General features: G+C 70.7%; 19 protein-coding genes. 12 read left to right on the forward strand and 7 right to left on the reverse strand.

All coding sequences use genetic code 11. From position 1 onward, the window contains the following. Positions 1-27: 27 nt before the first annotated feature. The 4 genes from acs to KDK95_RS37375 all read right to left on the reverse strand — a co-directional run bounded on the left by acs (position 28) and on the right by KDK95_RS37375 (position 4,897). Entirely contained in the window at positions 28-1,986 is a 1,959-nt protein-coding gene (acs, locus tag KDK95_RS07495) for an acetate--CoA ligase (RefSeq protein ID WP_212517295.1), read from the reverse strand. A 208-nt stretch (positions 1,987-2,194) separates the two neighbouring features. Further along, a complete protein-coding gene (locus tag KDK95_RS07500) occupies positions 2,195-2,812 on the reverse strand; it encodes an acetate uptake transporter (protein WP_212517296.1) in 618 nt (205 codons plus the stop codon). Between the two features lie 128 nt (positions 2,813-2,940). Beyond that, on the reverse strand, positions 2,941-3,690 hold the full coding sequence (locus KDK95_RS07505; RefSeq protein WP_212517297.1) for a LytR/AlgR family response regulator transcription factor: 750 nt from the start codon (positions 3,688-3,690) through the stop codon (positions 2,941-2,943). Positions 3,691-3,730: 40 nt separating this feature from the next. Then, entirely contained in the window at positions 3,731-4,897 is a 1,167-nt protein-coding gene (locus KDK95_RS37375) for a histidine kinase (RefSeq protein ID WP_212517298.1), read from the reverse strand. A 102-nt stretch (positions 4,898-4,999) separates the two neighbouring features. Here KDK95_RS37375 and KDK95_RS07515 point away from each other — a divergent pair, with 102 nt between their 5' ends. Beyond that, entirely contained in the window at positions 5,000-5,824 is an 825-nt protein-coding gene (locus KDK95_RS07515; RefSeq protein WP_212517299.1) for a Fic family protein, read from the forward strand. 573 nt (positions 5,825-6,397) lie between these two features. Here KDK95_RS07515 and KDK95_RS07520 read toward each other — a convergent pair. Then, a complete protein-coding gene (locus KDK95_RS07520; RefSeq protein WP_212517300.1) occupies positions 6,398-7,198 on the reverse strand; it encodes an HAD family hydrolase in 801 nt (266 codons plus the stop codon). A 599-nt stretch (positions 7,199-7,797) separates the two neighbouring features. Here KDK95_RS07520 and KDK95_RS07525 point away from each other — a divergent pair. Genes KDK95_RS07525 through KDK95_RS07555 form a run of 7 tightly spaced genes read left to right on the forward strand, consistent with a single transcriptional unit; the run spans position 7,798 to position 12,604 of the window. Beyond that, positions 7,798-8,511 (forward strand): CpaE-like family protein, encoded by a 714-nt coding sequence (locus KDK95_RS07525; protein ID WP_212517301.1) that lies wholly within the window; start codon positions 7,798-7,800, stop codon positions 8,509-8,511. Next, on the forward strand, positions 8,508-9,824 hold the full coding sequence (locus KDK95_RS07530; RefSeq protein ID WP_212517302.1) for a TadA family conjugal transfer-associated ATPase: 1,317 nt from the start codon (positions 8,508-8,510) through the stop codon (positions 9,822-9,824). The genes KDK95_RS07525 and KDK95_RS07530 overlap by 4 nt, the downstream gene beginning before the upstream one ends. Before the next feature lie 8 nt (positions 9,825-9,832). Beyond that, positions 9,833-10,600 carry a type II secretion system F family protein gene (locus KDK95_RS07535; protein WP_212517303.1) on the forward strand — a complete coding sequence of 256 codons (768 nt, stop codon included), beginning with the start codon at positions 9,833-9,835 and terminating at the stop codon, positions 10,598-10,600. Next, positions 10,597-11,460 carry a type II secretion system F family protein gene (locus tag KDK95_RS07540; protein WP_212517304.1) on the forward strand — a complete coding sequence of 288 codons (864 nt, stop codon included), beginning with the start codon at positions 10,597-10,599 and terminating at the stop codon, positions 11,458-11,460. Before KDK95_RS07535 ends, KDK95_RS07540 begins: the two co-directional genes overlap by 4 nt. A 30-nt stretch (positions 11,461-11,490) precedes the next feature. After that, positions 11,491-11,694, forward strand: a complete 204-nt coding sequence (locus KDK95_RS07545) for a DUF4244 domain-containing protein (RefSeq protein ID WP_212517305.1) — start codon at positions 11,491-11,493, stop codon at positions 11,692-11,694. A gap of 12 nt (positions 11,695-11,706) precedes the next feature. Then, on the forward strand, positions 11,707-12,084 hold the full coding sequence (locus KDK95_RS07550; protein WP_212517306.1) for a TadE family type IV pilus minor pilin: 378 nt from the start codon (positions 11,707-11,709) through the stop codon (positions 12,082-12,084). Further along, positions 12,077-12,604, forward strand: a complete 528-nt coding sequence (locus tag KDK95_RS07555) for an Rv3654c family TadE-like protein (RefSeq protein ID WP_282971254.1) — start codon at positions 12,077-12,079, stop codon at positions 12,602-12,604. The genes KDK95_RS07550 and KDK95_RS07555 overlap by 8 nt, the downstream gene beginning before the upstream one ends. A gap of 225 nt (positions 12,605-12,829) precedes the next feature. On the opposite strand, the gene KDK95_RS07560 is transcribed toward KDK95_RS07555, so the two are convergent. Both KDK95_RS07560 and sftH read right to left on the reverse strand, forming a co-directional pair. After that, on the reverse strand, positions 12,830-13,261 hold the full coding sequence (locus KDK95_RS07560; RefSeq protein ID WP_212517308.1) for a hypothetical protein: 432 nt from the start codon (positions 13,259-13,261) through the stop codon (positions 12,830-12,832). 116 nt (positions 13,262-13,377) lie between these two features. After that, positions 13,378-15,696 (reverse strand): DEAD/DEAH box helicase, encoded by a 2,319-nt coding sequence (sftH, locus tag KDK95_RS07565; RefSeq protein WP_212517309.1) that lies wholly within the window; start codon positions 15,694-15,696, stop codon positions 13,378-13,380. A gap of 215 nt (positions 15,697-15,911) precedes the next feature. Between sftH and KDK95_RS07570 the strand changes: the two genes are divergently transcribed. The 4 genes from KDK95_RS07570 (at position 15,912) to KDK95_RS07585 (ending at position 21,016) form a co-directional block, all read left to right on the forward strand. Then, positions 15,912-16,253, forward strand: coding sequence for an anti-sigma factor antagonist (locus tag KDK95_RS07570; protein WP_212517310.1), 342 nt, complete (start codon positions 15,912-15,914; stop codon positions 16,251-16,253). A gap of 43 nt (positions 16,254-16,296) precedes the next feature. Next, positions 16,297-16,782 carry an ATP-binding protein gene (locus tag KDK95_RS07575; protein ID WP_212517311.1) on the forward strand — a complete coding sequence of 162 codons (486 nt, stop codon included), beginning with the start codon at positions 16,297-16,299 and terminating at the stop codon, positions 16,780-16,782. A gap of 145 nt (positions 16,783-16,927) precedes the next feature. After that, positions 16,928-17,923, forward strand: coding sequence for an IS481 family transposase (locus KDK95_RS07580; RefSeq protein WP_212517312.1), 996 nt, complete (start codon positions 16,928-16,930; stop codon positions 17,921-17,923). A gap of 723 nt (positions 17,924-18,646) precedes the next feature. Further along, positions 18,647-21,016 (forward strand): sodium-translocating pyrophosphatase, encoded by a 2,370-nt coding sequence (locus KDK95_RS07585; protein WP_212517313.1) that lies wholly within the window; start codon positions 18,647-18,649, stop codon positions 21,014-21,016. Positions 21,017-21,022 lie beyond the last annotated feature (6 nt).

Genomic DNA, 21,022 nt, shown 5'->3' on the forward strand with positions numbered 1-21,022 from the left:
CGGCGGGGCACCCCGGTCGGCGCGGGATCAGTCCTCGCCGGCCTGCGGCAGCTTGGACGCGATCAGGTCCATGACCGTCGAGTCGGCGAGCGTCGTGGTGTCGCCGACCGCGCGGTCCTCGGCGACGTCCTTGAGCAGGCGCCGCATGATCTTGCCGGAGCGCGTCTTCGGCAGTTCGGGCACGAACTGGATCTGCTTCGGCTTGGCGATCGGGCCGAGCGCCTTGGACACGTGCGCCTTGAGCTCGTCGTCCAGGCCCTCGCCCTCGGCGTGGCCGCCGCGCAGGATCACGAACGCCACGATCCGCTGGCCGGTGACCTCGTCCTTCGCGCCGACGACCGCCGCCTCAGCCACCTTCGGGTGCGAGACCAGCGCGGACTCGACCTCGGTGGTGGAGATGTTGTGACCGGAGACCAGCATGATGTCGTCCACCCGGCCGAGCAGCCAGAGGTCGCCGTCCTCGTCCTTCTTCGCGCCGTCGCCCGCGAAGTAGAAGCCCTGCTCGGCGAAGCGGGACCAGTAGGTGTCGCGGTAGCGCTGCGGGTCGCCCCAGATGCCGCGCAGCATCGAAGGCCACGGCTTGTCCAGCACCAGGAAGCCGCCGCCGCCGTTCGGCACGACGGTCCCGTCGTTCTCCACGACGTTCGCGGAGATGCCGGGCAGCGGGTTCATCGCGGAGCCGGGCTTGGTCGAGGTCACGCCGGGCAGCGGGGAGATCATGATCGCGCCGGTCTCGGTCTGCCACCAGGTGTCCACGATCGGGCAGCGGCCGCCGCCGATGTTCTCCCGGTACCACATCCAGGCCTCCGGGTTGATCGGCTCGCCGACCGAGCCGAGCACCCGCAGCGAGCTCAGGTCGAACTTCGCCGGGATCGAGTCGCCCCACTTCATGAACGTGCGGATGGCGGTCGGCGCGGTGTAGAGGATGGAGATCTTGTACTTCTGCACGTTCTCCCAGAACCGGCCCTGGTGCGGGGTGTCCGGGGTGCCTTCGTACAGGACCTGGGTGACGCGGTTCGAGAGCGGCCCGTAGACGATGTACGAGTGGCCGGTGACCCAGCCGACGTCCGCGGTGCACCAGTACACGTCGGTGTCCGGCTTCAGGTCGAACACCGCGTTGTGCGTGTAGGAGACCTGCGTCAGGTACCCGCCGGTGGTGTGCAGGATGCCCTTGGGCTTACCGGTCGTGCCCGAGGTGTAGAGGATGAACAGCGGGTGCTCGGAGTCGAAGGCCTCCGGCGTGTGCTGGTCGGACTGCGCGTCCACCAGGTCGTGCCACCAGATGTCGCGGTCCGCGGTCCACGGCACCTCCTGCCCGGTGCGCCGGACCACGAGCACGTGCTGGATGGAGGCCGCTCCCTCGACGCCCGCGTCGGCGTTCGGCTTGAGGTTCGCGATCCCGCCGCGCCGGTTGTAGCCGTCGACGGTGATCAGCAGCTTCGCCTCGGCGTCGTCGATCCGGGCGCGCAGCGCGTCCGGGGCGAAGGCGGCGAAGACCACCGAGTGCGGCGCGCCGATCCGGGCGCAGGCCAGCATCGCGAAGACGGTCTCCGGGATCATCGGCATGTAGATCGCGACCCGGTCACCGGCCGTGATGCCCAGGGAGGTCAGTGCGTTCGCGGCCTTGGAGACCTCGCGCTGCAGCTCGGCGTACGTGATCGAGCGCGAGTCGCCCGGCTCGCCCTCGAAGTGGATCGCGACCTGCTCGCCGTGCCCGGCCTCCACGTGCCGGTCCACGCAGTTGTAGCTGACGTTCAGCTTCCCGCCGACGAACCACTTCGCGAAGGGTGCGTCGGACCAGTCGAGGGTCTGCGTCCACGGCTCGGCCCAGTCCAGGCGGTTGGCCTGTGCGTCCCAGAAGGCCAGCCGGTCGGCCTCGGCCGCGGCATAGGCTTCGGCGGTCACGTTGGCCGCGGCGGCGAGCTCCGCCGGCGGTGCGAACCGTCGCTCCTCGTGCAAAAGGTTTGACAGCGCTTCGTTGGACACGCTCGAACTCTCCTTCAGGACCTCGGTGCGCCACCTACACGGTGTGAGGGGGCGGAAACCCTCTCAGGGCCCAAGCACAGCAGTCCGAAGGGGCTAATGCAAGGGTCTGCGCCGGAAATTTGGTCTAGACCATATCAGCCGGCCGCGGCCCCGGGTTCGGGGCCGCGGCGCGGTTGGATCACGATCATCGATCACGGTGCCCGGCGGGTCACCGCTTCACGTTCATCGGCAGCACTTCCCGCTTGTGTGTGAAGTTCACGACGTGCGCCGCCGCCGTGTACCAGGCGAGCAGCCCGGTCACCACGCCCAGCCAGCCGCCGACCTTCGTCAGGCCGGGGTCGTTGAGCGGGTTGTACAGGCCCTTGGCCTGCCACTGGCCGAACGCGAGGAACAGGAAGGTGAGCGTCAGGAAGAACAGCACGGCGAGCAGAGCGTGGGTGGTCCGCAGTGCGGCCAGGGTGAAGATCGCGGTAACGATCGCCCAGCCGAGGAAGAACCAGCCCACCGCGTTGCTCGTGCCTCCTGCACCGGCCCCGACGTAGTGTGTGAACCAGTACCAGATGATCAGCCAGAACGCGCCGTACGTGGTGAACGCCGTCGAGCCAAGCGTGTTGCCGCGACGGAACTCCCACATGCCGGCGAGCAACTGCGCGCCGCCGCCGTAGAAGAGCGCCAGCGACAGCACGAGGGACGCGCCCTCCGCCACCTTGAACACGCCGGCGTTCACGAAGGAGAGCATGAGCGTGGTGAAGCCGAAGCCGAGCAGCCCCAGCGGCGCCGGGTCGGCGACGGTGGTGCCGGGCGTATCGGGGGTGTTGAGTGTCATGATGCGGCCGAGATCCCTTCTCCATCGTAGGGTTCTGACCGAGCTGTGCCCACTCGTCGTATTCGTGCAGATGATCCTTGGTACCTGTGCGCCTAGCGGTCATCGGAGCGCGCCGAACGGCAGTTGCGTCAACCGCGCTGACCAGGCAGGTTTACCAGGCGTTCACGCAGTTCACGGGCGTGTCGGCGGCTGACCGCGAGCACTTTCCCGCCGACGGTGACGGTGGTGTGCCCGGCGTCCCAGCGCACCTCGGAGATGTGGCCGAGGGCGACCAGGTAGGAGCGGTGGATCCGGGCGAAACCGTGCTCGGTCCAACGCTCCTCGAGCGTGGCCAACGAGATGCGCACCAGGTGGGAGCCGTTGGCCGTGTGCAGCCTGGCGTAGTCGCCGTGCGCCTCCACATAGCGGATCTGGGAGCGCAGCAGGAAGCGCGTGACGCCGGCGAGCTCCACCGGCACGACCTCGTCCTCCGGCGCGCTGCCGCCCTTGGCCCGCGCGGTGCGCCGCTCCTCGACCCGGCGCACGGCCTCGGCGAGCCGGTCCTGGCGCACCGGCTTGAGCACGTAGTCCACGGCGTGCAGGTCGAAGGCGTTGACCGCGAAATCCTCGTGCGCGGTGACGAACACGACATGCGGGCTGTCCTTGCGCCGGGCCAGCGTTCCGGCCAGGTCGAGACCGGTGACCCCGGGCATCCGGATGTCAAGGAAGACGGCGTCGATGCGGCCCGGCTCGGAGAGCGCGCGCAGCGCCTCGGCCGCGCCGTTCGCCGTGCGGATGTTTGAGATCCGGGAGTCGGCTCCGAGCAGGTAAGCCAGCTCCTCCAGGGCCGGCTTCTCGTCGTCCACCGCCAGCACGGACAATCCGTCCTGCTCAGCCACCGTGCCGCTCCTCGATCACTCGGTCCCGTCTGCGCCTTCGCTACCGCGGAATGCGGACCGTGACGCTGGTCCCGGTCTCCGGGGACGAGGCGAGCTCCAGGCCGTACCCGGCGCCGAAGGCCGCGCGCAGCCGCTCGTTGATGTTGGACAGCGCGTGCGCCTCGTTGGATCCGGTCCCGTCCAGGGAGCTGTGGATCGTCTCCTCGTCCATGCCCACGCCGTCGTCGCGGATGACGATGGCGTAGTGCTCGTCGATCCCGCCGGCGCCGCGGCACTCCGCGGTGATCGTCACGGTACCCTGCCCGCCACGCCCGCGCAGCCCGTGCCTGACCGCATTCTCCACGAGCGGCTGCAGGCACAGGAAGGGGATTTCCACGGCGAGGATCTCCGGAGCGACCCGGACGGCGAGTTCGAGCTGGTCGCCGAACCGGGCCTGCTCGAGCTCGAAGTAGCAGTCGATGCAGCGCAGCTCCTCGGCGACGGTCGTCATCGAGCCGCCGCGGCGGAACGAGTAGCGGGTGAAGTCCGCGAACTCCAGCAGCAGATCGCGCGCGCGGCCGGGATCGGTGCGCACGAACGAGGCGATGGCCGTGAGCGAGTTGTAGATGAAGTGCGGGGAGATCTGCGCCCGCAGGGCCTTGATCTCGGCCTCCATCGCCCGGGCCCTCGACAGATCGAGCTGCGCGAGTTCGAGCTGCGAGGAGACCCAGCGCGCGACCTCGCAGACGGCCCTGGTCAGCGCGACGGAGGCGGCGGTGTTGTACGCGGCGAGTGTGCCGACGGTCTCGCCCTCGACGACGAGCGGCGCGATCACCGCGTCGCGCACGGTGCAGTCCTCGCTGCCGCACTCGATCCAGTCGAGGAGTTTGACCCTGCCGGTCGCGATGACCTCCTTCGCATGCGTGAAGGCGTCGATCTCGTGCCGGTGCCCGCTGCCCTCCCAGGCGAGCAACTCGTTCGTATCGGTGATCGCGACGGCGGTGGTGTCGAGGAGGCGGCGCAGATGGCGGGCCGCCTTGCGGGCCGAATCGGCGGACAGGCCCTCGCGCAGGGCCGGGGCGGCGAGCGAGACGGTGTGCATCGCCTCGTAGGCCGCGCGCTCGGTCGCCGTGCCGTAGACGTGGTGGCGCCGCGCCGCGCGCATGGCGGCGCCCACCGGAATGGCCAGGACTCCGGCTACGGCGATGGACGTGGTCACTGAGTCCACATCTGTGACGGTACGGCAGTCCGTTCTCCGGCGGAAGACGGGGTCCCTCGAATCGCCGACCCGTCCGCCAGGCCGGCGCCCAGCCGCCGTTACGATCGCCCCATGAGCCAACAGCTGCAAGCCGACCCCCTCGCCGCCGTCGCCGAGCTTCCCGGCGTCGCCCAGGCTGTGGACAGCGCCAGGACCGCCGTGGACCGGCTGCGCGGTCACAAGGTGCTGCGAAGCCGCAGCGCGCAGGTGACGGCCGAGTCGGCGCTGCGCGGCGCCCGGGCGTCGGCAGCGCTGGCCGGCGCGGACTGGCCGCTGGAGGAGCTGCGCCGGCGCACCGACCTGGGCGACGAGGAGGGCTCGGCCGTCGTCCGCGGCGCGCTGCGCATCTCCGGCGAGCTGTCCGAGCTGCTGCCGATCCTCCGTCAGGCGCCGGCCCAGGCGCTGACCCGGATGCACCTGCTGGCCGCCGCGGGCGCCGCCGACGCCGACCGGATCGGCCGTCCCCGGCTGCCCGGCGAGTCGGTCGAGGTCGAGCCCGGAAGGCTTGCCGAGAAGGTGGACGCCGAGCAGGCGGCCGCCCGGCTGAGCGCGCTCACCGGCGTGCTGGCCGCACCGAGCAAGGCGCCCGCGTTGGTCGTCGCGGCGATCGCACACGCCGAGCTGCTGGCCACCACGCCCTTCGGCTGGGGCGACGGGCTCGTCGCGCGCGCCGTCTTCCGCCTGCTGCTGGTCGACCGCGGTCTCGACCCGAACTCGCTGGCCGCCCCAGAGGTCGGATTAGTCGAGCTCGGCAACGACGCGTACCGCACCGCTCTGGCCTCGTACGCGCAGGGCACGGCGGCCGGAATCGCGGCCTGGATCGCGCACTGCAGCGAGGCCCTCGTCCTCGGCGCGCAGGACTCGCTCGCGGTGTGCGAAGCGCTGGTACGCGGCTGACCTGCGGGTTTGATAGGGTTTGTCCGCCATTCGGGTGAAGATCTCGGTGCAAGGGCGGCGCCCGGCTTTCCAAGATGGCGGTTCGGGCCTAGAAAGGAAGTACGGCCCGCGAGACCGATTCCAGTGGATACCAGGGATATCCAGAGACTAAGGAGTAGGAGTCGACCGGCCCCACGGACCGAAAGACGGAAATTCGGGAACCCACGCGCGACCGACCCTCGTCAGGGCCCGCCGCCGGACCACCGAGACCCGGGCGGAGCGAGACCGGGTGGTGGCCTGGAACAGGCGAAAGAAACGGTGCACGCTGCTAACCCGGATTCCCGCTCCCGACGGCACTTCGGGCGCAGCCCGAGGTGCCGTCACCTTTGCGCTGCGGAACCGTTCCGAGCTCCGAGCTGCCGTCAGCTGCTAGGCCGTGTCTTCAAACTTGCGTCGGATCAGGCCGCGGCGTCTGACGCGTGCGCTCGCAAGGCGCAGGGGCGGGCGCATACTCGGTCGTCTGCAACCGCCCCTGCAACGCCGCGAGCGTGCGTGGCAGGCGTCGCGGACCCGGCGATAGTTTGAAGACACGGCCTAGGCGTCGCCCGACTTCTTCCGGCGCGCGTACCAGACGATGCCCGCTGCGGCGGCCGTTCCGACGCCGACCGCGGTGGCCGCGAGGACCGGCTTCGGCGGCAGTTGGATGTTGGCCATCTTCGCTCGCAGCGACACCGGGTTGGTGAACACCAGCACCGGCCACTCGCGGGTGCCGGCCTCCTTGCGCAGCGCCCGGTCCGGGTTCACCGCGTAGGCGTGGCCGACGGCCTCGAGCATCGGCAGGTCCGTCGCCGAGTCGCTGTACGCGTAGCTCTCGCCCAGGTCGTAGCCTTCGGCCTCGGCGAGCTCCTTGATCGCCGCGGCCTTGTTCTCGGCGTACGCGTAGAAGGCGATCTCACCCGTGTAGCGGCCTTCCTCCTCGACCATCCGAGTGGCGATCACCCGATCGGCGCCGACCATCTCGCCGATCGGCTCGACCACCTCGGCGCCGGAGGAGGACACGATGATCACGTCCCGGCCCGCCTGCTTGTGCTGGGCGATCAGATCGGCCGCCTCCTGGTAGATCAGCGGGTCGATCAGGTCGTGCAGGGTCTCGGCGACGATCTCGCGCACCTGCCCGACGTCCCAGCCGGTGCACATGTCGGACAGATACTGCCGCATGCGCTCCATCTGGTCGTGGTCCGCGCCGCCGGCCAGGTAGACGAACTGGGCGTAGGCGGTCTTGAGCACCGCCCGCCGGTTGATCAGGCCGCCCTGGTAGAAGGAGCGGCCGAAGGCCAGGGTCGAGGACTTCGCGATGATGGTCTTGTCGAGGTCGAAGAACGCCGCCGTGCGCATGAGGGAAGCATACGTGCTCGGCCGCTCGGCCGGATCGGCGCACACCCCCCGCGACGCCGTCGCCGCGCCCCGGGAGTGGTTCGGTCGCCACGCCGCTACGCTGGGCGTTTGCGCAGGTCATTGACGCATACTCAGCCGTTCAGAGTAGCCGGGGGCGCGCCAGTTTGCCTTTAGCGCGCTTCGGGTACACCATGGAAGTCACGGATCGTTCGCGACCGTGCAGCCTTGGCCCGGCTCCTCCCCCCCGAGCCGCGCCAGGGTGACGACCCCCGCTCTCCCCCCCGGCGGGGGTCGTCCTTTTCCCCGGCCGACCCAGCACCCCGAGTACTCCTCCGGTGCAGGCGGCCGTTCTGTTTTTCACCCTTCGGCTTCGGCTGTTTTCACCCCTCAGCTTCGGCTGTTTTCACCCCTCAGCTTCGGCTGGTTTCACCCTCAGCTTCGGCGTTCGATGACGGGAAGATTTGGCCCATCGGCGGGCTCAGGGGCGCCTTCATCCCGCGTGTTCTTGCGGCTATCCACAGGCTGAGGACGGCCTTGTCCACAGATTCCGCAGGTGGGCTGGCCCTCCTTGATCCCGGTGACCGATGGTGATCCCACGGATGCACGACGCGTCCGTCCCGCCGTCGAACAAGGGAATAGACACCATGCCGCCCAGCCCGCTCCGCCCGACCTCAGCACCCTGCGTCGCCGTGTTCGGCGGCTGCGGCGGTGCCGGCGCGTCCACCCTCGCCGCCGGGCTCGCCCGCAGCGCCCTGCACAGCGGCCGCGAGGTCGTCCTCGTCGACGGCGATCCGCTCGGCGGCGGTCTCGAGACCATCCTGGCCGACGACCTGACCGGCGGCCGACATCGCTCCGAGGCGGCCGCGGAGGGCACCGGCCTCTCCCTGCTCAGCTGCGCGCGGCCGGACGGCAGACCCATCCCGGCCGAGTCGATGGCGCGCGCGCTGGGCACGATGGCCGCGGAGGCCGAACTGCTGGTGGTCGACCTGCCGCGGTATCTCGCCGAATCGACCAGGCTCGCCGCCGCGTACGCCACGCACTCGCTGCTCATCACGCCGGTCGCCGAGCGCGCCCTCGTCTCGGCGCGCCGCTTGCTGGAGCAGCTCGGGTCGGACGGGCCGCGGCCTGGCCTCGTCGCCCGGCTGCCCTGCCGCGACCTGCTCAACCCGTCCCGCCTCGCCGAATACCTCCGGCTGCCGCTCAGTGGGGTGCTCAAGGCGGGCCGCGATCGGTCTCGGCTCCAGCGCGCGTCGCTCGACCGCTTCTGCGGCCGTTTCGTGGACTCACTCTTCGGGGTGGTGGCCGCCGCATGAGTGCGAACCAGTCCGATCCGCACGGCGGCCTGATCCGGGAGATGAAGGACCGCCTCGCCGCCGGCAGCCTCAGCCCGGACCCCGTGCTCGTCGCCGCGGCGCTGACCGAGGAGCGCTGCCTGCTCGGCCCGAAGGGCATCGAGGCGCTTTCCCAGGTGATCTGCGAGGAGTTCCTCGGCAACGACCCGGTCGCCGCATACCTGCACGACCCGGCTGTGACCGACGTACTGATCAATGGTTCGTCGGCGATGTGGGTGGAACGCGCCGGGAGGCTGGAGCAGGTCGAGAACACCTTCCCGGACGAGGAGTCGGCGCGCGCCTACGCGCAGCGGCTGGCGATCCGCGCCGGCCGCCGCATCGACGACGCCAGCCCCTACGTCGACGCCCGCCTTCCGGACGGCACGCGCCTGCACGCGATCCTGCCCCCGCTGGCCGTCGAGGGCACGCTGATCAGCCTCCGTGTCCCGCGCCGCCAGGCGTACACCCTCGTAGAGCTCAATGCCCTCGGCACCCTGGCGAAGGACGCGGTGGGCCTGCTGAACGAGATCGTCCAGCGCCGGGTGGCGTTCCTCGTCACGGGCGGAGCCGGCACCGGAAAGACGACGCTGCTGTCCGCGATGCTCTCCCTCGCCGATCCCGGCGAGCGCCTGGTACTGGTCGAGGACTGCGCCGAACTCGTCCCGGACCACCCGCACGTCGTCCGCCTCGAGTCCCGGCCGCCGAATCAGGAGGGCCGCGGCCGCGTCACGATCCGCGAACTCGTCCGGCAGGCGCTGCGCATGCGCCCGAGCCGGATCATCCTCGGCGAGGCGCGCGGTGGCGAGATCATCGACCTCTTCACGGCGCTGAACTCGGGCCATGAAGGCGGCTGCGGGACGATGCACGCCAACCGCCCGCAGGACGTACCCGCGCGGATCGAGGCGCTCGGCCTGCTCGCCGGCGTCTCCCGGGAGGCCGTGCACAGCCAAGCCGCCTCCGCGGTCCGGGTGGTGCTGCACCTCGTGCGCGACCAGGACGGCCGCCGCAGGCTCGACTCCGTCGCCGTACTGCGACGCCGCAATGCCAACGGCCCCATCCAGGCGGCGCTGGCACTCAGCTTCGACCAGACCGGCCGCACCCGCGAGTGGCCGGGCCTCGACCTGCTGGAGGCGGAATTCGGCCGCGGACGTTATTCGAACCTCGAAGCGGACCGCGCCTCCACCGCTCGTGCAGAGCGCCCCGACTACGCGCGCATGGTCGCGGACGAGTACCGCGGCCGCGTGCCGTGGATCCCCAGGCCGCGTGATGGCGGCGATGGAGGTCCGCGCACATGACACTGCCGATGCCGGCCGCCGCGCTCTCGCCCGCCCGCCGGCGCATGCCGCTCCATGCAGGTGAATTTCGCAGACCAAGCCGGAACTTCCTCGTCACCACCGTGACCCTGACCACGGTGTTCTTCACCGTAGGCCTTCATTCGCCGATGCCCCTCCTCGTCTTCCCTCCGGTCGTCGCAGTCCTCGCCTTTCGGCGCTCCCGACAGCGCCGTTGGGCGGAGTTCGACGCGCAACGCGAAGCGATCACCGCGCTCTGCACCGCCCTACGCGCAGAGCTCGAGGCAGGCCTCCTGCCCCGTACGGCGTTCACATCGGCCGTCTGGTCACGCCCCGAACTAGCCGACCTGGCCGAAGCGGCATGCAGTCCCGGGGGCGAAGTCGACCTGCCGAAGCTCTTGGCTTCACACGCCGCGCACCCCGGCCGCCGTGCGCTCCGCGCCCTGGCCGCCTGCTGGTACGCGTCCGACCGTCACGGCATCGCCTTAGCCGACGCCGTCAGCGGTATCGAGGAGGGCTTGCGCGCTGAGAGCGCCCGACTCCGCGCAACAGAAGTCGAACTCGCAGGCATCCGCGCCACGATCCTGCTCCTCTCCGCCCTGCCGATCTTCGGCTTCGCACTAGGCCTGGCGCTGGGCGCGAATCCCCTGGACACTCTGCTGCACAACACGATCGGCGAGCTCAGCCTCGTCATCGGCGTAGGCCTCGACCTGATCGGCCTCCTGTGGACCGACCACCTCGTCGCCAGCCTGCGTCCCGAAGGCCAGGCGATCGTATGAGCACCCATACGCAGGCCGATGTCCTCCGCTGGGCGCCGGATCCCAGCCTGCGGAGCCTCGAAATCGCGCTGGCGATACTTCTGGCCTTCTGTGCGCTCGTCCTGCACGGCAGCCGATGGCCCGCGTTCCCGAGCCTGCCGCGTCCGACCCGAGCCGACCCGGCTTCCCCGGCGTGGACAGCGGTCCGCCTGCGTCGGCCGAATGTCCCGGAGGCCGTGTGGGTGCTGCTCGCCGGCATCGCAACCGCGGTGTTCATCGGCGGCGCGGCCGCGTTCCCCGCAGGCGTGATCGGCGCCGTGGGCACGTACTTCTGGCTATCTCGCCAACGATCAAAAGCCGAGCTGCGCGAGAGGACCAGGCTGACCGCCCAGGTCCCGCCGCTCGCCGACCTCTTCGCCGCCGGTCTGTCCGCAGGCCTGCAACCGGCGCAGGCCGCCGTGACCGTCGCCCAGGCATTCGGCGGCATCCCGAGACGGTCGCATAGCAGCACGAGTGACCGGCTCGACCGCAGCAAGCTGACCGGAATCAACCTACTGGCCTACCGATTCCACGACGCGGCCACGGCCGTCCTCGCCGGAGCCGATCCGCAGGCGGCGTGGAGCGCCCTCGCGATGGACGAGGCGACGGCCCCGCTCGCCACGGCTGTCATCCGCGCCGAACGCACCGGCGCCCCTGCCGCGACAATCGTCGGCCGCGCCGCCCGACAGCTTCGCGATGCCGCCGCCGACGCGCTCTCCGCCGAGGTCCGAACCGTCGGCGTCCGCGCCACGGCCCCGCTCACCCTGTGTTTCCTGCCCGCGTTCATCTGCCTGGGCGTGGTCCCGACGGCCCTCGGCCTGCTGCCCCGCCTCCGCGGCTGACGTCCGCCCCAGCGAAAGGAGCAAGCTCCCATGAACCCCCGACTCAACGCGGCCCGAATAAGGCCCAGAACCCGAAGGACGCTCGACGAACGAGGCACCACCACGGCCGAATACGCCATCGGCACGCTCGCGGCCTGTGCCTTCGCCGTCGTGCTCTACAAGCTCGTCACCGGCGGCATGGTCTCCGCCGCTCTGTCGGGCCTGCTCCACCGCGCCCTGACCCTGGCCGGATGAGGCGGGAGAAGTATGCGCCACGACGAACAGGGCTACGTGACCGCCGAGACCGCCCTGCTACTGCCGATCATCTTCGGCATCGGATACGCGCTGGCCCTGCTCGTGCTCCTGGCCGCCCAGCAGATCCGCTGCGCCGACGCAGCGTGGGAAGCGGCCCGAGCCATGGCCCGCGGCGCGCCCGCCGCGCAACTGCAGGACATCACCGCGCGCTACGCCCCGGCCGGAGCGCAGGCGTCGTCCTCGATCGGCGACGGTGCGCTGACCGTCGAGGTCGTCCGCGAGCAGAGCGTTGTCAGCCGTTTCCTGCCATCCATCCGAATCGACGCGACGGCGACGGTGCCCTGCGAACCGCACGTCACGTCCTGCCGAGCCAGGAGCCCGAATGATTGAGTCTCAACGCTCACGTCCGAGGTCGCCGTGCGACCGAAGGGGCTCGGCGACGATCTGGTCGGTGAGCGTCCTGCTCCTCGTCGCGGCAGCCGCCGGTTGGGCACTTCTGTGGGTCGCGGCGGAAAGCGCCCGGCACGCAGCCGAACGCGCCGCCGACTCCGCGGCCCTGGCCGCCGCAACGGCAGCGCTCCACCGTCTCGCGATGCGCGACGACTCAGACCCCTGCGCCGCAGCGAGAGCCGCGGCCGGCCGCTCCGGCGCCGAACTGACCGCATGCGACTGCGCTCCGCTCGACTGCACGGTCTCGGTACGCCGCGACCTGCCGCTCCTCGGCCCACTCGCCGCTCGATTACCCGGCCTCGGCCCGGTCCTGGCCACCAGCCGGGCCGGCCCCGCCGCCCAAGCCCCGGCAGCCCCCGATGCCGGCGCCGCAGAGAAGCCCGGTCCCGTCGACCAAGCCGCGGCGACGCCCGAAGGAGAAGCCGGAGCCGGAGCCGGAGATCGGAGGCCAGAGGCGTAGGCGTAGGCGTCGGCGGAGTCGGAGTCGGAGTCGGTATCGGCGTCAAAGGCGAAGGCTGAGGCCGCGTCGGAATCGGAGCCGGAGTCGGAGGTGAAGCCTGAGTCGGGAGTCGGAGTTGGGACTCGGAATCGGGACTCGGAGTCGGAGAGGAGTCTGATGTCGGAGCCTGAGCGGGAAGGGGAGCCCCTGATTACTCGAACTTGATCACTGGTCAACCGGCCTTGCTCACTCGAAGGGATCGGGGTCGGCTCGGTAATAGCGGGCGCGCTCGGTATGTCGTCCTGCTTCGGGGGCGACGTCCGGGTGCAGGAGGTCGAGGGTCAGGGTCGGCTCGGCGTCGGCCTCGTGACCGGCGTCGTGGCCGGTGGCGATGCCGGAGGCGGCGATGCCCGCCTCGGGCAGGCCGCGCGTGCGGAGCGCCTTGAGGGCGCGGAGTTCGATGCCGCGTTCCCTCGACCTTCTGAGGCCGACCGACAGCAACCACAGGGAGGCGAAAAGGGCCCACGTGCAGATGGCGCCCGAGAGGAAGATCTGTGCGGCGGTGGTCTTCACCATCACGCCGAGGAAGGTGAGGCTGTCGGCGTGGTTCGAGTCGGCGATGATGCCGCAGGTCACGGCGACGATGCCGACGATCACGGCCAGGGCCACGGCGATCATCGCGCGGCCTGGCCGGCGGTACCAGGGCCTCCGGCGGCGGGTATGCCCGCGGTCGTGCTGCTCGCCATCGTCAACACGTGCTTTCTCTCGGTCTGACAACGACCGTTGTTTACCCGCTAATCAGCCTGCAGCAAAACCTCCAGCAGGCGGATGGCACCCGTCTTGTCTAAGGGTTCGTTCCCGTTGCCGCACTTCGGGGACTGCACGCAGGACGGGCAGCCGGTCCGGCAGTCGCAGGCGCGGATGGCCTCCAGCGTGGCGGTCAGCCAGTCCCTGGCCTTGGCGTAGCCGCGTTCGGCGAAGCCGGCGCCGCCGGGCAGGCCGTCGTGCACGAAGACTGTGGCCAGGCCGGTGTCCGGGTGCTCGGCGGCGGACAGGCCGCCCAGGTCCCAGCGGTCGCAGTCGGCGAACAGCGGGAGCAGGCCGATGGAGGCGTGCTCCGCGGCGTGGGCGGCGCCGGGGATGTCCGGGGCCGCGAGCAGAGCGTCCTCCAGGCCGGCGGGCGTGACCGTCCACCAGACGGCCTTGGTCGTGAGCGTGTGTTCCGGCAGGTCTAGGGGCTCCTCGCCGAGCACCTGGCCGGTCCGGGAGTCGCGCTTGAGGTAGCCGACGACCTGGCTGGTCACCGCGACGGATCCGTAGGCGATGCGGCAGTGCGGGTTCCACTCCTCGGAGCGTTCCTCGCGGACGATGCGGACCTGCGCGATCTCCCTGGCGTACGTGGCGTAGCCCGGGTCCTTCTGCTCGACCAGGGCTATCGCGTCGTCCAGGTCCAGGTCGCGCACGAGGTAGGTCTCGCCCTGGTGCAGATAGACCGCCCCGGGGTGGACGGCTCCGGCCGCCGAGCCGCCGTCGGCCATGCCGAGCAGCCGGCCGGTGCCCGCCTCGATGATGCGGATCGGCTCGCCGCCCATGCCGCGCAGGTCGCTCAGGTCGGCGGCGCGCTCGGGGCGGGTCCAGAACCAGCCGTCTGCGCGCTTGCGCAGCCAGCCCGAGGCGGCGAGCTCCGCGGCGAGCGCCGGGGCGCCCGCGCCGAACAGCTCCAGGTCCTTCTCGCGCAGGGGCAGCTCGGACGCGGCGGCGCACAGGTGGCCCCAGAGGACGTACGGGTTCTCCGGGTCGAAGACCGTGGCCTCGACGGGCTTGCCGAACAGGGCCTCGGGGTGGTGGACGAGATAGGTGTCCAGCGGGTCGTCTCGGGCGATCAGTACGGCCAGGGCCTCCTGGCCGCCTCGCCCCGCGCGCCCGGCCTGCTGCCAGAGCGAGGCGCGCGTGCCCGGGTAGCCGGCCAGCAGCACGGCGTCCAGGCCCGCGATGTCCACGCCGAGTTCCAGCGCGTTCGTCGCGGCGACGGCCGTCAGCCTGCCGCTTTGCAGCGCGGCCTCGAGGGCCCGCCGGTCCTCGCGCAGGTAGCCCGCGCGGTACGCCGCGATCTGGGTGCCGTCGCCGCCGCTGCGGGCCAGGTCCTCCCGCGCCATCACCGACACCAGTTCCGCGCCGCGCCGGGACCGGACGAAGGCGACCGTGCGCACCCGCTCGCCGGCCAGGTCCGCGAGCAGCGTCGCGGTCTCGGCCACGGCCGTCCGCCGGGTCGGCGCGCCGCGCTCGCCCCTGGCATCCGTCAACGGCGGCTCCCAGAGGGCGAACAGCAGCCTCCCGTGCGGCGAGCCATCCTCTGTGACCTCCGCGACCTGAAGACCGGTCAGGCGGCGCGCTGTGGCCCCCGGGTCTGCTGTGGTCGCCGAGGCTAGAGCAAATACCGGCTCCGAGCCGTAGTACGCGCAGAGCCGCCGCAGCCTTCTGATGACCAAGGCCACGTGGGCGCCGAAGACGCCACGGTATCCGTGGCACTCGTCGATGACCACGTACGTCAGCCTTCGCAGAAAGGACGACCAGCGCCGGTGATCCGGAAGTATCGAGTAATGCAGCATGTCGGGATTGCTCAGCACGAAGCCGCCGTTCTCCCGGATCCAGCGCCGCTCCTCGCCGCTCGTGTCGCCGTCCAAGCAGACGGCGGGCGGGATCGGCAGCTCCAGCTCGCGCAGGCGGCGCGCTTGATCGGCGGCCAAAGCCTTGGTCGGGGCGAGGTAAAGAACGGTGCCGGTCCGCCTGCCCGCCGCCGCGTCCGCCAGCAGGCCGCTGAGCGCCGGCAGCAGATAGCCCGCCGACTTGCCCGAGGCGGTGCCGGTCGCCAGCACGGTGTGCTGCCCCGCGTGCAGCAACTCGGCCGCCTCCGCCTGGTGCGACCAGGGGAGATCGACCCCGCTGCGGCGCAGCCGGTCGACCAGCAGCGGGTCCGCCCAGTCAGGCCACTGCGCGTGGCTCGCCTCCCGCGCGTCGATCTGCTCGACGTGCACGGCCGCCTCGGCGCGCGTCGGCCCGCCGAGAAACACAAGTCGGCGAAGGATCTCCTCAGCGGTGCGCGATCGTGGCATGGTAGTAAGAGGTTAGGCGCTCCTGGCCGTCGTGGTCCGCACCAAGCCACTCTTCGTGGTGAAGCCCTACGGCGGATTGACCCGAAGCTGGGCCATTCCGTCACCGGGCCTCCCCGGAGAGTGATTGAATGCAGGGTACCGATGGAACCGGGCCCGGCTCGCGCGCTAGGCGAGACGGTTGCGGACAACGCATAGAAGCATGTGCTGGAGGACCCGTGGATCTGTACCTGTCGACCCGGCACGAGGGTGACCGCACGGTCATCGAAGTCGGCGGCGAAATCGACGTCTACACCGCCCCCAAGCTGCGCGAGCAGCTGGTGGACCTGGTGAACCAGGGACGTTACCACCTCGTAGTGGACATGGAGGCGGTGGACTTCCTCGACTCCACCGGGCTCGGTGTGCTCGTCGGCGGCCTCAAGCGCGTCCGCGCTCACGACGGCTCGCTCCGCCTGGTGTGCACCCAGGAGCGCATCCTGAAGATCTTCCGGATCACCGGGCTGACCAAGGTCTTCCCGATCCACCAGAGTGTCGAGGAAGCCATCTCGGCCACCGACTGACGCCCCACGTGGAAGACCGGATCGCGACTGTGCGGAGGAACAGATGACGGGTGTTCAGGCCGCCGAGCCCGCCGCGGCCGAGGGCAGCGACGAGCAGGAGGGCGTCTCGCTGCGCTTCGCCCCGTTGCCCGAGCACGTGCGGACCGCACGGCTCGTGGCGGTGGCGCTGGCCCGCCGGGCCGGCGTGGAGGACGGGCTGCTCGACGAGGTGCGGCTGGCGGTCGGCGAGGCGTGCTCGCGCGCCGTGGGCCTGCACCGGTCCGCGGCGCCCGGCGAGCCGGTGCTGGTCCGCTTCGCCCCGCCCGGCGAGCGCTTCCGGGTCGAGGTGACCGACCTGGTCACCGGCGGGCCGGTGCCGAAGCCGGACGATGGCGAGGGCGACCAGGGGCTCTTCGAGGCCGGCGGCGTGGAGGCCGACATGGGCCTCGCGGTGCTCCGCGGCCTCGTCGACGACCTCGAGGTGGAGACCGTGCCGAACGGCGGGGTCATCCGGATGGGCTGGCCGGTCCAGCACCCCGACTACAGCTGAGCCGTCGACGGCCGCCGAGGACGGCTAGCTGTACTGACCACAGAGGTTGGTGACGGAGTTCACGGCTGATCGATCTTGAAATGGGTGAGGGCCTTCTGGCTTGGTGTGGATTGCGACATCTGCACCAGCGACCAGAAAGGCCCTCATGCTCCACCGTAATGCACCGCTGTCCGAGACCGGTCGGCTGCGCCTGGCGATCTGTGTGGTCGACGACGGCTGGCCGCTGCGTCGTGCGGCTGAGCGCTTCCAGGTCTCTCCCACCACGGCCAAGCGGTGGTCGGATCGGTATCGTGAACTGGGTGCGGCCGGGATGGTCGATCGCTCCAGCCGCCCGCATTCCAGCCCGCGCCAGACCCCGACTCGCACCGAGCGGCGGATCATCAAAGTCCGCCTCGCCCGCCGCTGGGGCCCGGCACGCATCGGCTACTTCCTGAGCCTGAACCCGGCAACCGTCCACCGCGTCCTGACCCGCTTCGGCCTGGCCCGCCTCGCGCACCTGGACCGCGCCACCGGGCGGGTGATCCGCCGCTACGAGCACGAACGCCCCGGGGACCTGATCCACGTGGACATCAAAAAGCTCGGCAACATCCCCGACGGCGGCGGACACAAGACCCACGGCCGCGCCGCCGGGAGCCGCAACAGCACCCGCAGCGCCCCGGTGGCGAACAACGCCACCACCAAGCGCGCCAAGCTCGGCTACGCCTACCTGCACAACGCCGTCGACGACCACTCACGCCTGGCGTACACCGAGATCCTGCTCGACGAGACGAAAGAGTCGGCCACAGCGTTCTGGATCCGGGCCCGCGCGTTCTTCGCCGCAGCCGGCGTCACCGTCTCCCGGGTGCTGACCGACAACGGCTCCTGCTACCGCTCACACCTGTTCCGCGACACCCTCGCCGAGACCGGGGTCGTCCACAAACGCACCCGCCCCTACCGGCCCCAGACCAACGGCAAGGTCGAACGCTACAACCGGACACTGATGGACGAATGGGCCTACGCCCGCGCCTACGCCTCAGAGCAGCAACGCCGGGACGCACTGGCCGGATGGCTCCACACGTACAATCACCACCGCGCACACACCGCACTCGGAGGCCAACCACCGGCCAGCCGCGTCCCCAACCTCACGGGACAGAACAGCTAGCGACCGACGACCGACAGCTGACGACAGATTGCAGCCGACAACGACTGGCGACATGGCCACCGACGGCCGACGGCTGGCGATCGACGACCTGCAGCCGACGACAGATGGCCGTCGTCGGCTGCGAAGGACGACCGACAGATGGCGACCGACGGCCGACAGCTGACGACAGATGGCCGACGCCTGACGACTGACAGTTGACGACCGTCGGCCGCCGCCGACGACGACCGACAGTTGGCGCTGACGGCCGCCGCCGACAACCACAGCCCGGCGGCTTACGACCGACAGTTGTGGGCGGCGACCGGTGACCGACGACCGCAGCCGACGACCGACGACCGACGACGAGAAGATCCCGATCGCGGATCCCGAACAGGCGTGAACCGGCGCCCGCCGGGAACCACCTCGGGGATGAGCCATCCCGATATCCCCGTGACCCGCCGCCCGGCGGGCCACGGGGATATCGGCATTTCCGGGCGGACCGGCGACCGGCGAGGGATCGTGGCACTCCCACGGGTGAACTTCGCTCGCGGGGCACGTCGCGAGCCCGGGGATTCCCGCTCGTTGAGACGTGGATCACATATCTTTACGTGATCATCTCCTCACGCGACGCTGGTCCAATCCAATGCTCGTGCGTAAACTCCGGTCCACTGAACGCTCCGCACTGTCAGGAGTCTCACCCACGTTCTCTTGACGGCTGGCCGGGGCGACTACGTCAAGGAGGACGAGATGCCCCGGCTCCCCGAGCCGTATCTGGCGGACTCCGCCCCGACTCTCACGGGCGGCAACATCACTTTGGTCATCGTGGTCGCGATCGTCGCGCTGGCCGCCCTCGGAGTGGCGGCCTACCTCATGCGCGAGGTCAGATCGGCCAGCGAGGGCACCGAGAAGATGAAGGAGATCGCCGCGGCCGTGCAGGAGGGTGCCACCGCGTACCTCGCCCGGCAGTTCCGCACCCTGTCGGTGTTCGCCGGCGTGGCCTTCCTGCTGCTGCTCGCGCTGCCGGCGGACAACTGGAACGAGCGGATCGGCCGGTCGGTCTTCTTCCTGCTCGGCGCCGGGTTCTCCGCGGTCACCGGCACCGTCGGCATGCAGCTGGCGGTGCGCGCGAACGTGCGGGTGGCCGCGGCGGCGCGCGAGTCGGGGGCCAACCGGGCCACCCGGATCGCCTTCCGCACCGGCGGCGTCGTCGGCATGTTCACGGTCGGCCTCGGCCTGTTCGGCGCCGCGATCGTGGTGCTCGCCTACCAGGGCGAGGCCCCGAAGGTGCTCGAGGGCTTCGGCTTCGGCGCGGCGCTGCTGGCCATGTTCATGCGAGTCGGCGGCGGTATCTTCACGAAGGCCGCGGACGTCGGCGCCGACCTGGTCGGCAAGGTCGAGCAGGGCATCCCCGAGGACGACCCGCGCAACGCCGCCACCATCGCGGACAACGTCGGCGACAACGTCGGCGACTGCGCGGGCATGGCCGCCGACCTGTTCGAGTCCTATGCGGTCATGCTGGTCGCCGCCCTGATCCTGGGCTCCGCCGCGTTCGGCAACCAGGGCCTGGTCTTCCCGCTGCTGGTCCCGATGATCGGCGTGGTCACGGCGGTCATCGGCATCTTCGCGGTCTCGCCGCGGCCCGGCGACCGCTCCGGCATGCAGGCGATCAACCGCGGCTTCTTCCTCTCCGCGATCGCCTCGGTCGTGCTCGTGGCCATCGCCGCCTTCACCTACCTGCCCTCCAGCATGGCCAAGCTGACCAACGCCACGGCCGGCGGCACCGGCAACCCGCAGGTGATCGCGCTGGTCTCGGTGATCATCGGCATCGTGGTCGCGGTCGCGATCCAGCAGCTCACCGGCTACTTCACGGACACCGCGTTCCGCCCGGTCAAGGACGTCGGCAAGACCTCGCTGACCGGCCCGGCCACGGTCATCCTCTCCGGCATCTCGCTGGGCCTGGAGTCCGCGGTCTACTCGGCCCTGCTGATCGCGGCGGGCGTCTTCGGCGCCTACCTGCTCGGCGGCGGCTCGATCATGCTCTCGCTGTTCTGCGTGGCCATGGCGGGCACCGGCCTGCTGACCACGGTCGGCGTGATCGTGGCCATGGACACCTTCGGCCCGGTCTCGGACAACGCGCAGGGCATCGCCGAGATGTCCGGCGACGTGGACGGCGAGGCGGCCCAGGTGCTCACCTCGCTGGACGCGGTCGGCAACACCACCAAGGCGATCACCAAGGGCATCGCGATCGCGACGGCCGTGCTCGCCGCCACCGCGCTGTTCGGCTCCTTCCAGAACGCGATCACCGAGGCCGTCGCCAAGAAGCAGAACCTCAACCTGGCGCCCACCGCCTCGAACTACCAGTACGCGGGCATCCTCAACGTCGCGGACCCGCGCAACCTGGTCGGCCTGATCATCGGCGCGGCGGTCGTCTTCCTGTTCTCCGGCCTGGCGATCAACGCGGTCTCCCGCGCGGCGGGCGCGGTGGTCTTCGAGGTGCGCCGGCAGTTCGCCGAGATCCCCGGGATCATGGAGGGGACCGGCCGGCCCGAGTACGGCAGGGTCGTGGACATCGTCACCACCGACTCGCTGCGCGAGCTGATCACCCCGGGCCTGCTCGCGGTGATGGCCCCGATCGCGGTCGGCTTCTCGCTCGGCGTCGGAGCCCTCGGCTCCTACCTCGCGGGCGCGATCGGCTGCGGCACCCTGATGGCCGTCTACCTGGCCAACTCGGGCGGCGCCTGGGACAACGCGAAGAAGCTGGTCGAGGACGGCGTGCACGGCGGCAAGGGCTCGCCCGCGCACGAGGCGACCATCATCGGCGACACCGTCGGCGACCCGTTCAAGGACACCGCGGGCCCGGCCATCAACCCGCTGATCAAGGTGATGAACCTGGTCTCGCTGCTGGTCGCCCCGGCGATCGTGGCGCTGTCCCTGGGCACCGGCAGCAACCCGGCCGTCCGCGGCCTGATCGCCGCCGCGGCGTTCGTGATCATCGTCCTCGCGGTGTGGAACTCCAAGCGCAAGTCCATCGCCGTCGAGGCCGAGACCGAGGTGCCCAGCCAGGGCAACGCGGCCCTCGACCACGACGGCGCCGGCAACGCGGCGACGCCCGCGTGAGCATCG

Origin of the sequence: Actinospica acidithermotolerans (genome assembly GCF_018139625.1) — a bacterium.
Taxonomy (GTDB): Bacteria; Actinomycetota; Actinomycetes; order Streptomycetales; family Catenulisporaceae; genus Actinospica; species Actinospica acidithermotolerans.

What these genes read in the sequence shown, in the direction of transcription:
- KDK95_RS07535 (WP_212517303.1), top strand. Translation starts at nt 9,833, where the DNA reads ATGCCGGCCGCCGCGCTCTCGCCCGCCCGCCGGCGCATGCCGCTCCAT.
- KDK95_RS07525 (WP_212517301.1), top strand. Translation starts at nt 7,798, where the DNA reads ATGCACGACGCGTCCGTCCCGCCGTCGAACAAGGGAATAGACACCATG.
- KDK95_RS07575 (WP_212517311.1), top strand. Translation starts at nt 16,297, where the DNA reads ATGACGGGTGTTCAGGCCGCCGAGCCCGCCGCGGCCGAGGGCAGCGAC.
- KDK95_RS07550 (WP_212517306.1), top strand. Translation starts at nt 11,707, where the DNA reads ATGCGCCACGACGAACAGGGCTACGTGACCGCCGAGACCGCCCTGCTA.
- KDK95_RS07540 (WP_212517304.1), top strand. Translation starts at nt 10,597, where the DNA reads ATGAGCACCCATACGCAGGCCGATGTCCTCCGCTGGGCGCCGGATCCC.
- KDK95_RS07580 (WP_212517312.1), top strand. Translation starts at nt 16,928, where the DNA reads ATGCTCCACCGTAATGCACCGCTGTCCGAGACCGGTCGGCTGCGCCTG.
- KDK95_RS07530 (WP_212517302.1), top strand. Translation starts at nt 8,508, where the DNA reads ATGAGTGCGAACCAGTCCGATCCGCACGGCGGCCTGATCCGGGAGATG.
- KDK95_RS07545 (WP_212517305.1), top strand. Translation starts at nt 11,491, where the DNA reads ATGAACCCCCGACTCAACGCGGCCCGAATAAGGCCCAGAACCCGAAGG.
- KDK95_RS07500 (WP_212517296.1), bottom strand. Translation starts at nt 2,812, where the DNA reads ATGACACTCAACACCCCCGATACGCCCGGCACCACCGTCGCCGACCCG.
- KDK95_RS07560 (WP_212517308.1), bottom strand. Translation starts at nt 13,261, where the DNA reads ATGATCGCCGTGGCCCTGGCCGTGATCGTCGGCATCGTCGCCGTGACC.
- sftH (WP_212517309.1), bottom strand. Translation starts at nt 15,696, where the DNA reads ATGCCACGATCGCGCACCGCTGAGGAGATCCTTCGCCGACTTGTGTTT.
- KDK95_RS07520 (WP_212517300.1), bottom strand. Translation starts at nt 7,198, where the DNA reads ATGCGCACGGCGGCGTTCTTCGACCTCGACAAGACCATCATCGCGAAG.
- KDK95_RS07585 (WP_212517313.1), top strand. Translation starts at nt 18,647, where the DNA reads ATGCCCCGGCTCCCCGAGCCGTATCTGGCGGACTCCGCCCCGACTCTC.
- KDK95_RS07555 (WP_282971254.1), top strand. Translation starts at nt 12,077, where the DNA reads ATGATTGAGTCTCAACGCTCACGTCCGAGGTCGCCGTGCGACCGAAGG.
- KDK95_RS07515 (WP_212517299.1), top strand. Translation starts at nt 5,000, where the DNA reads ATGAGCCAACAGCTGCAAGCCGACCCCCTCGCCGCCGTCGCCGAGCTT.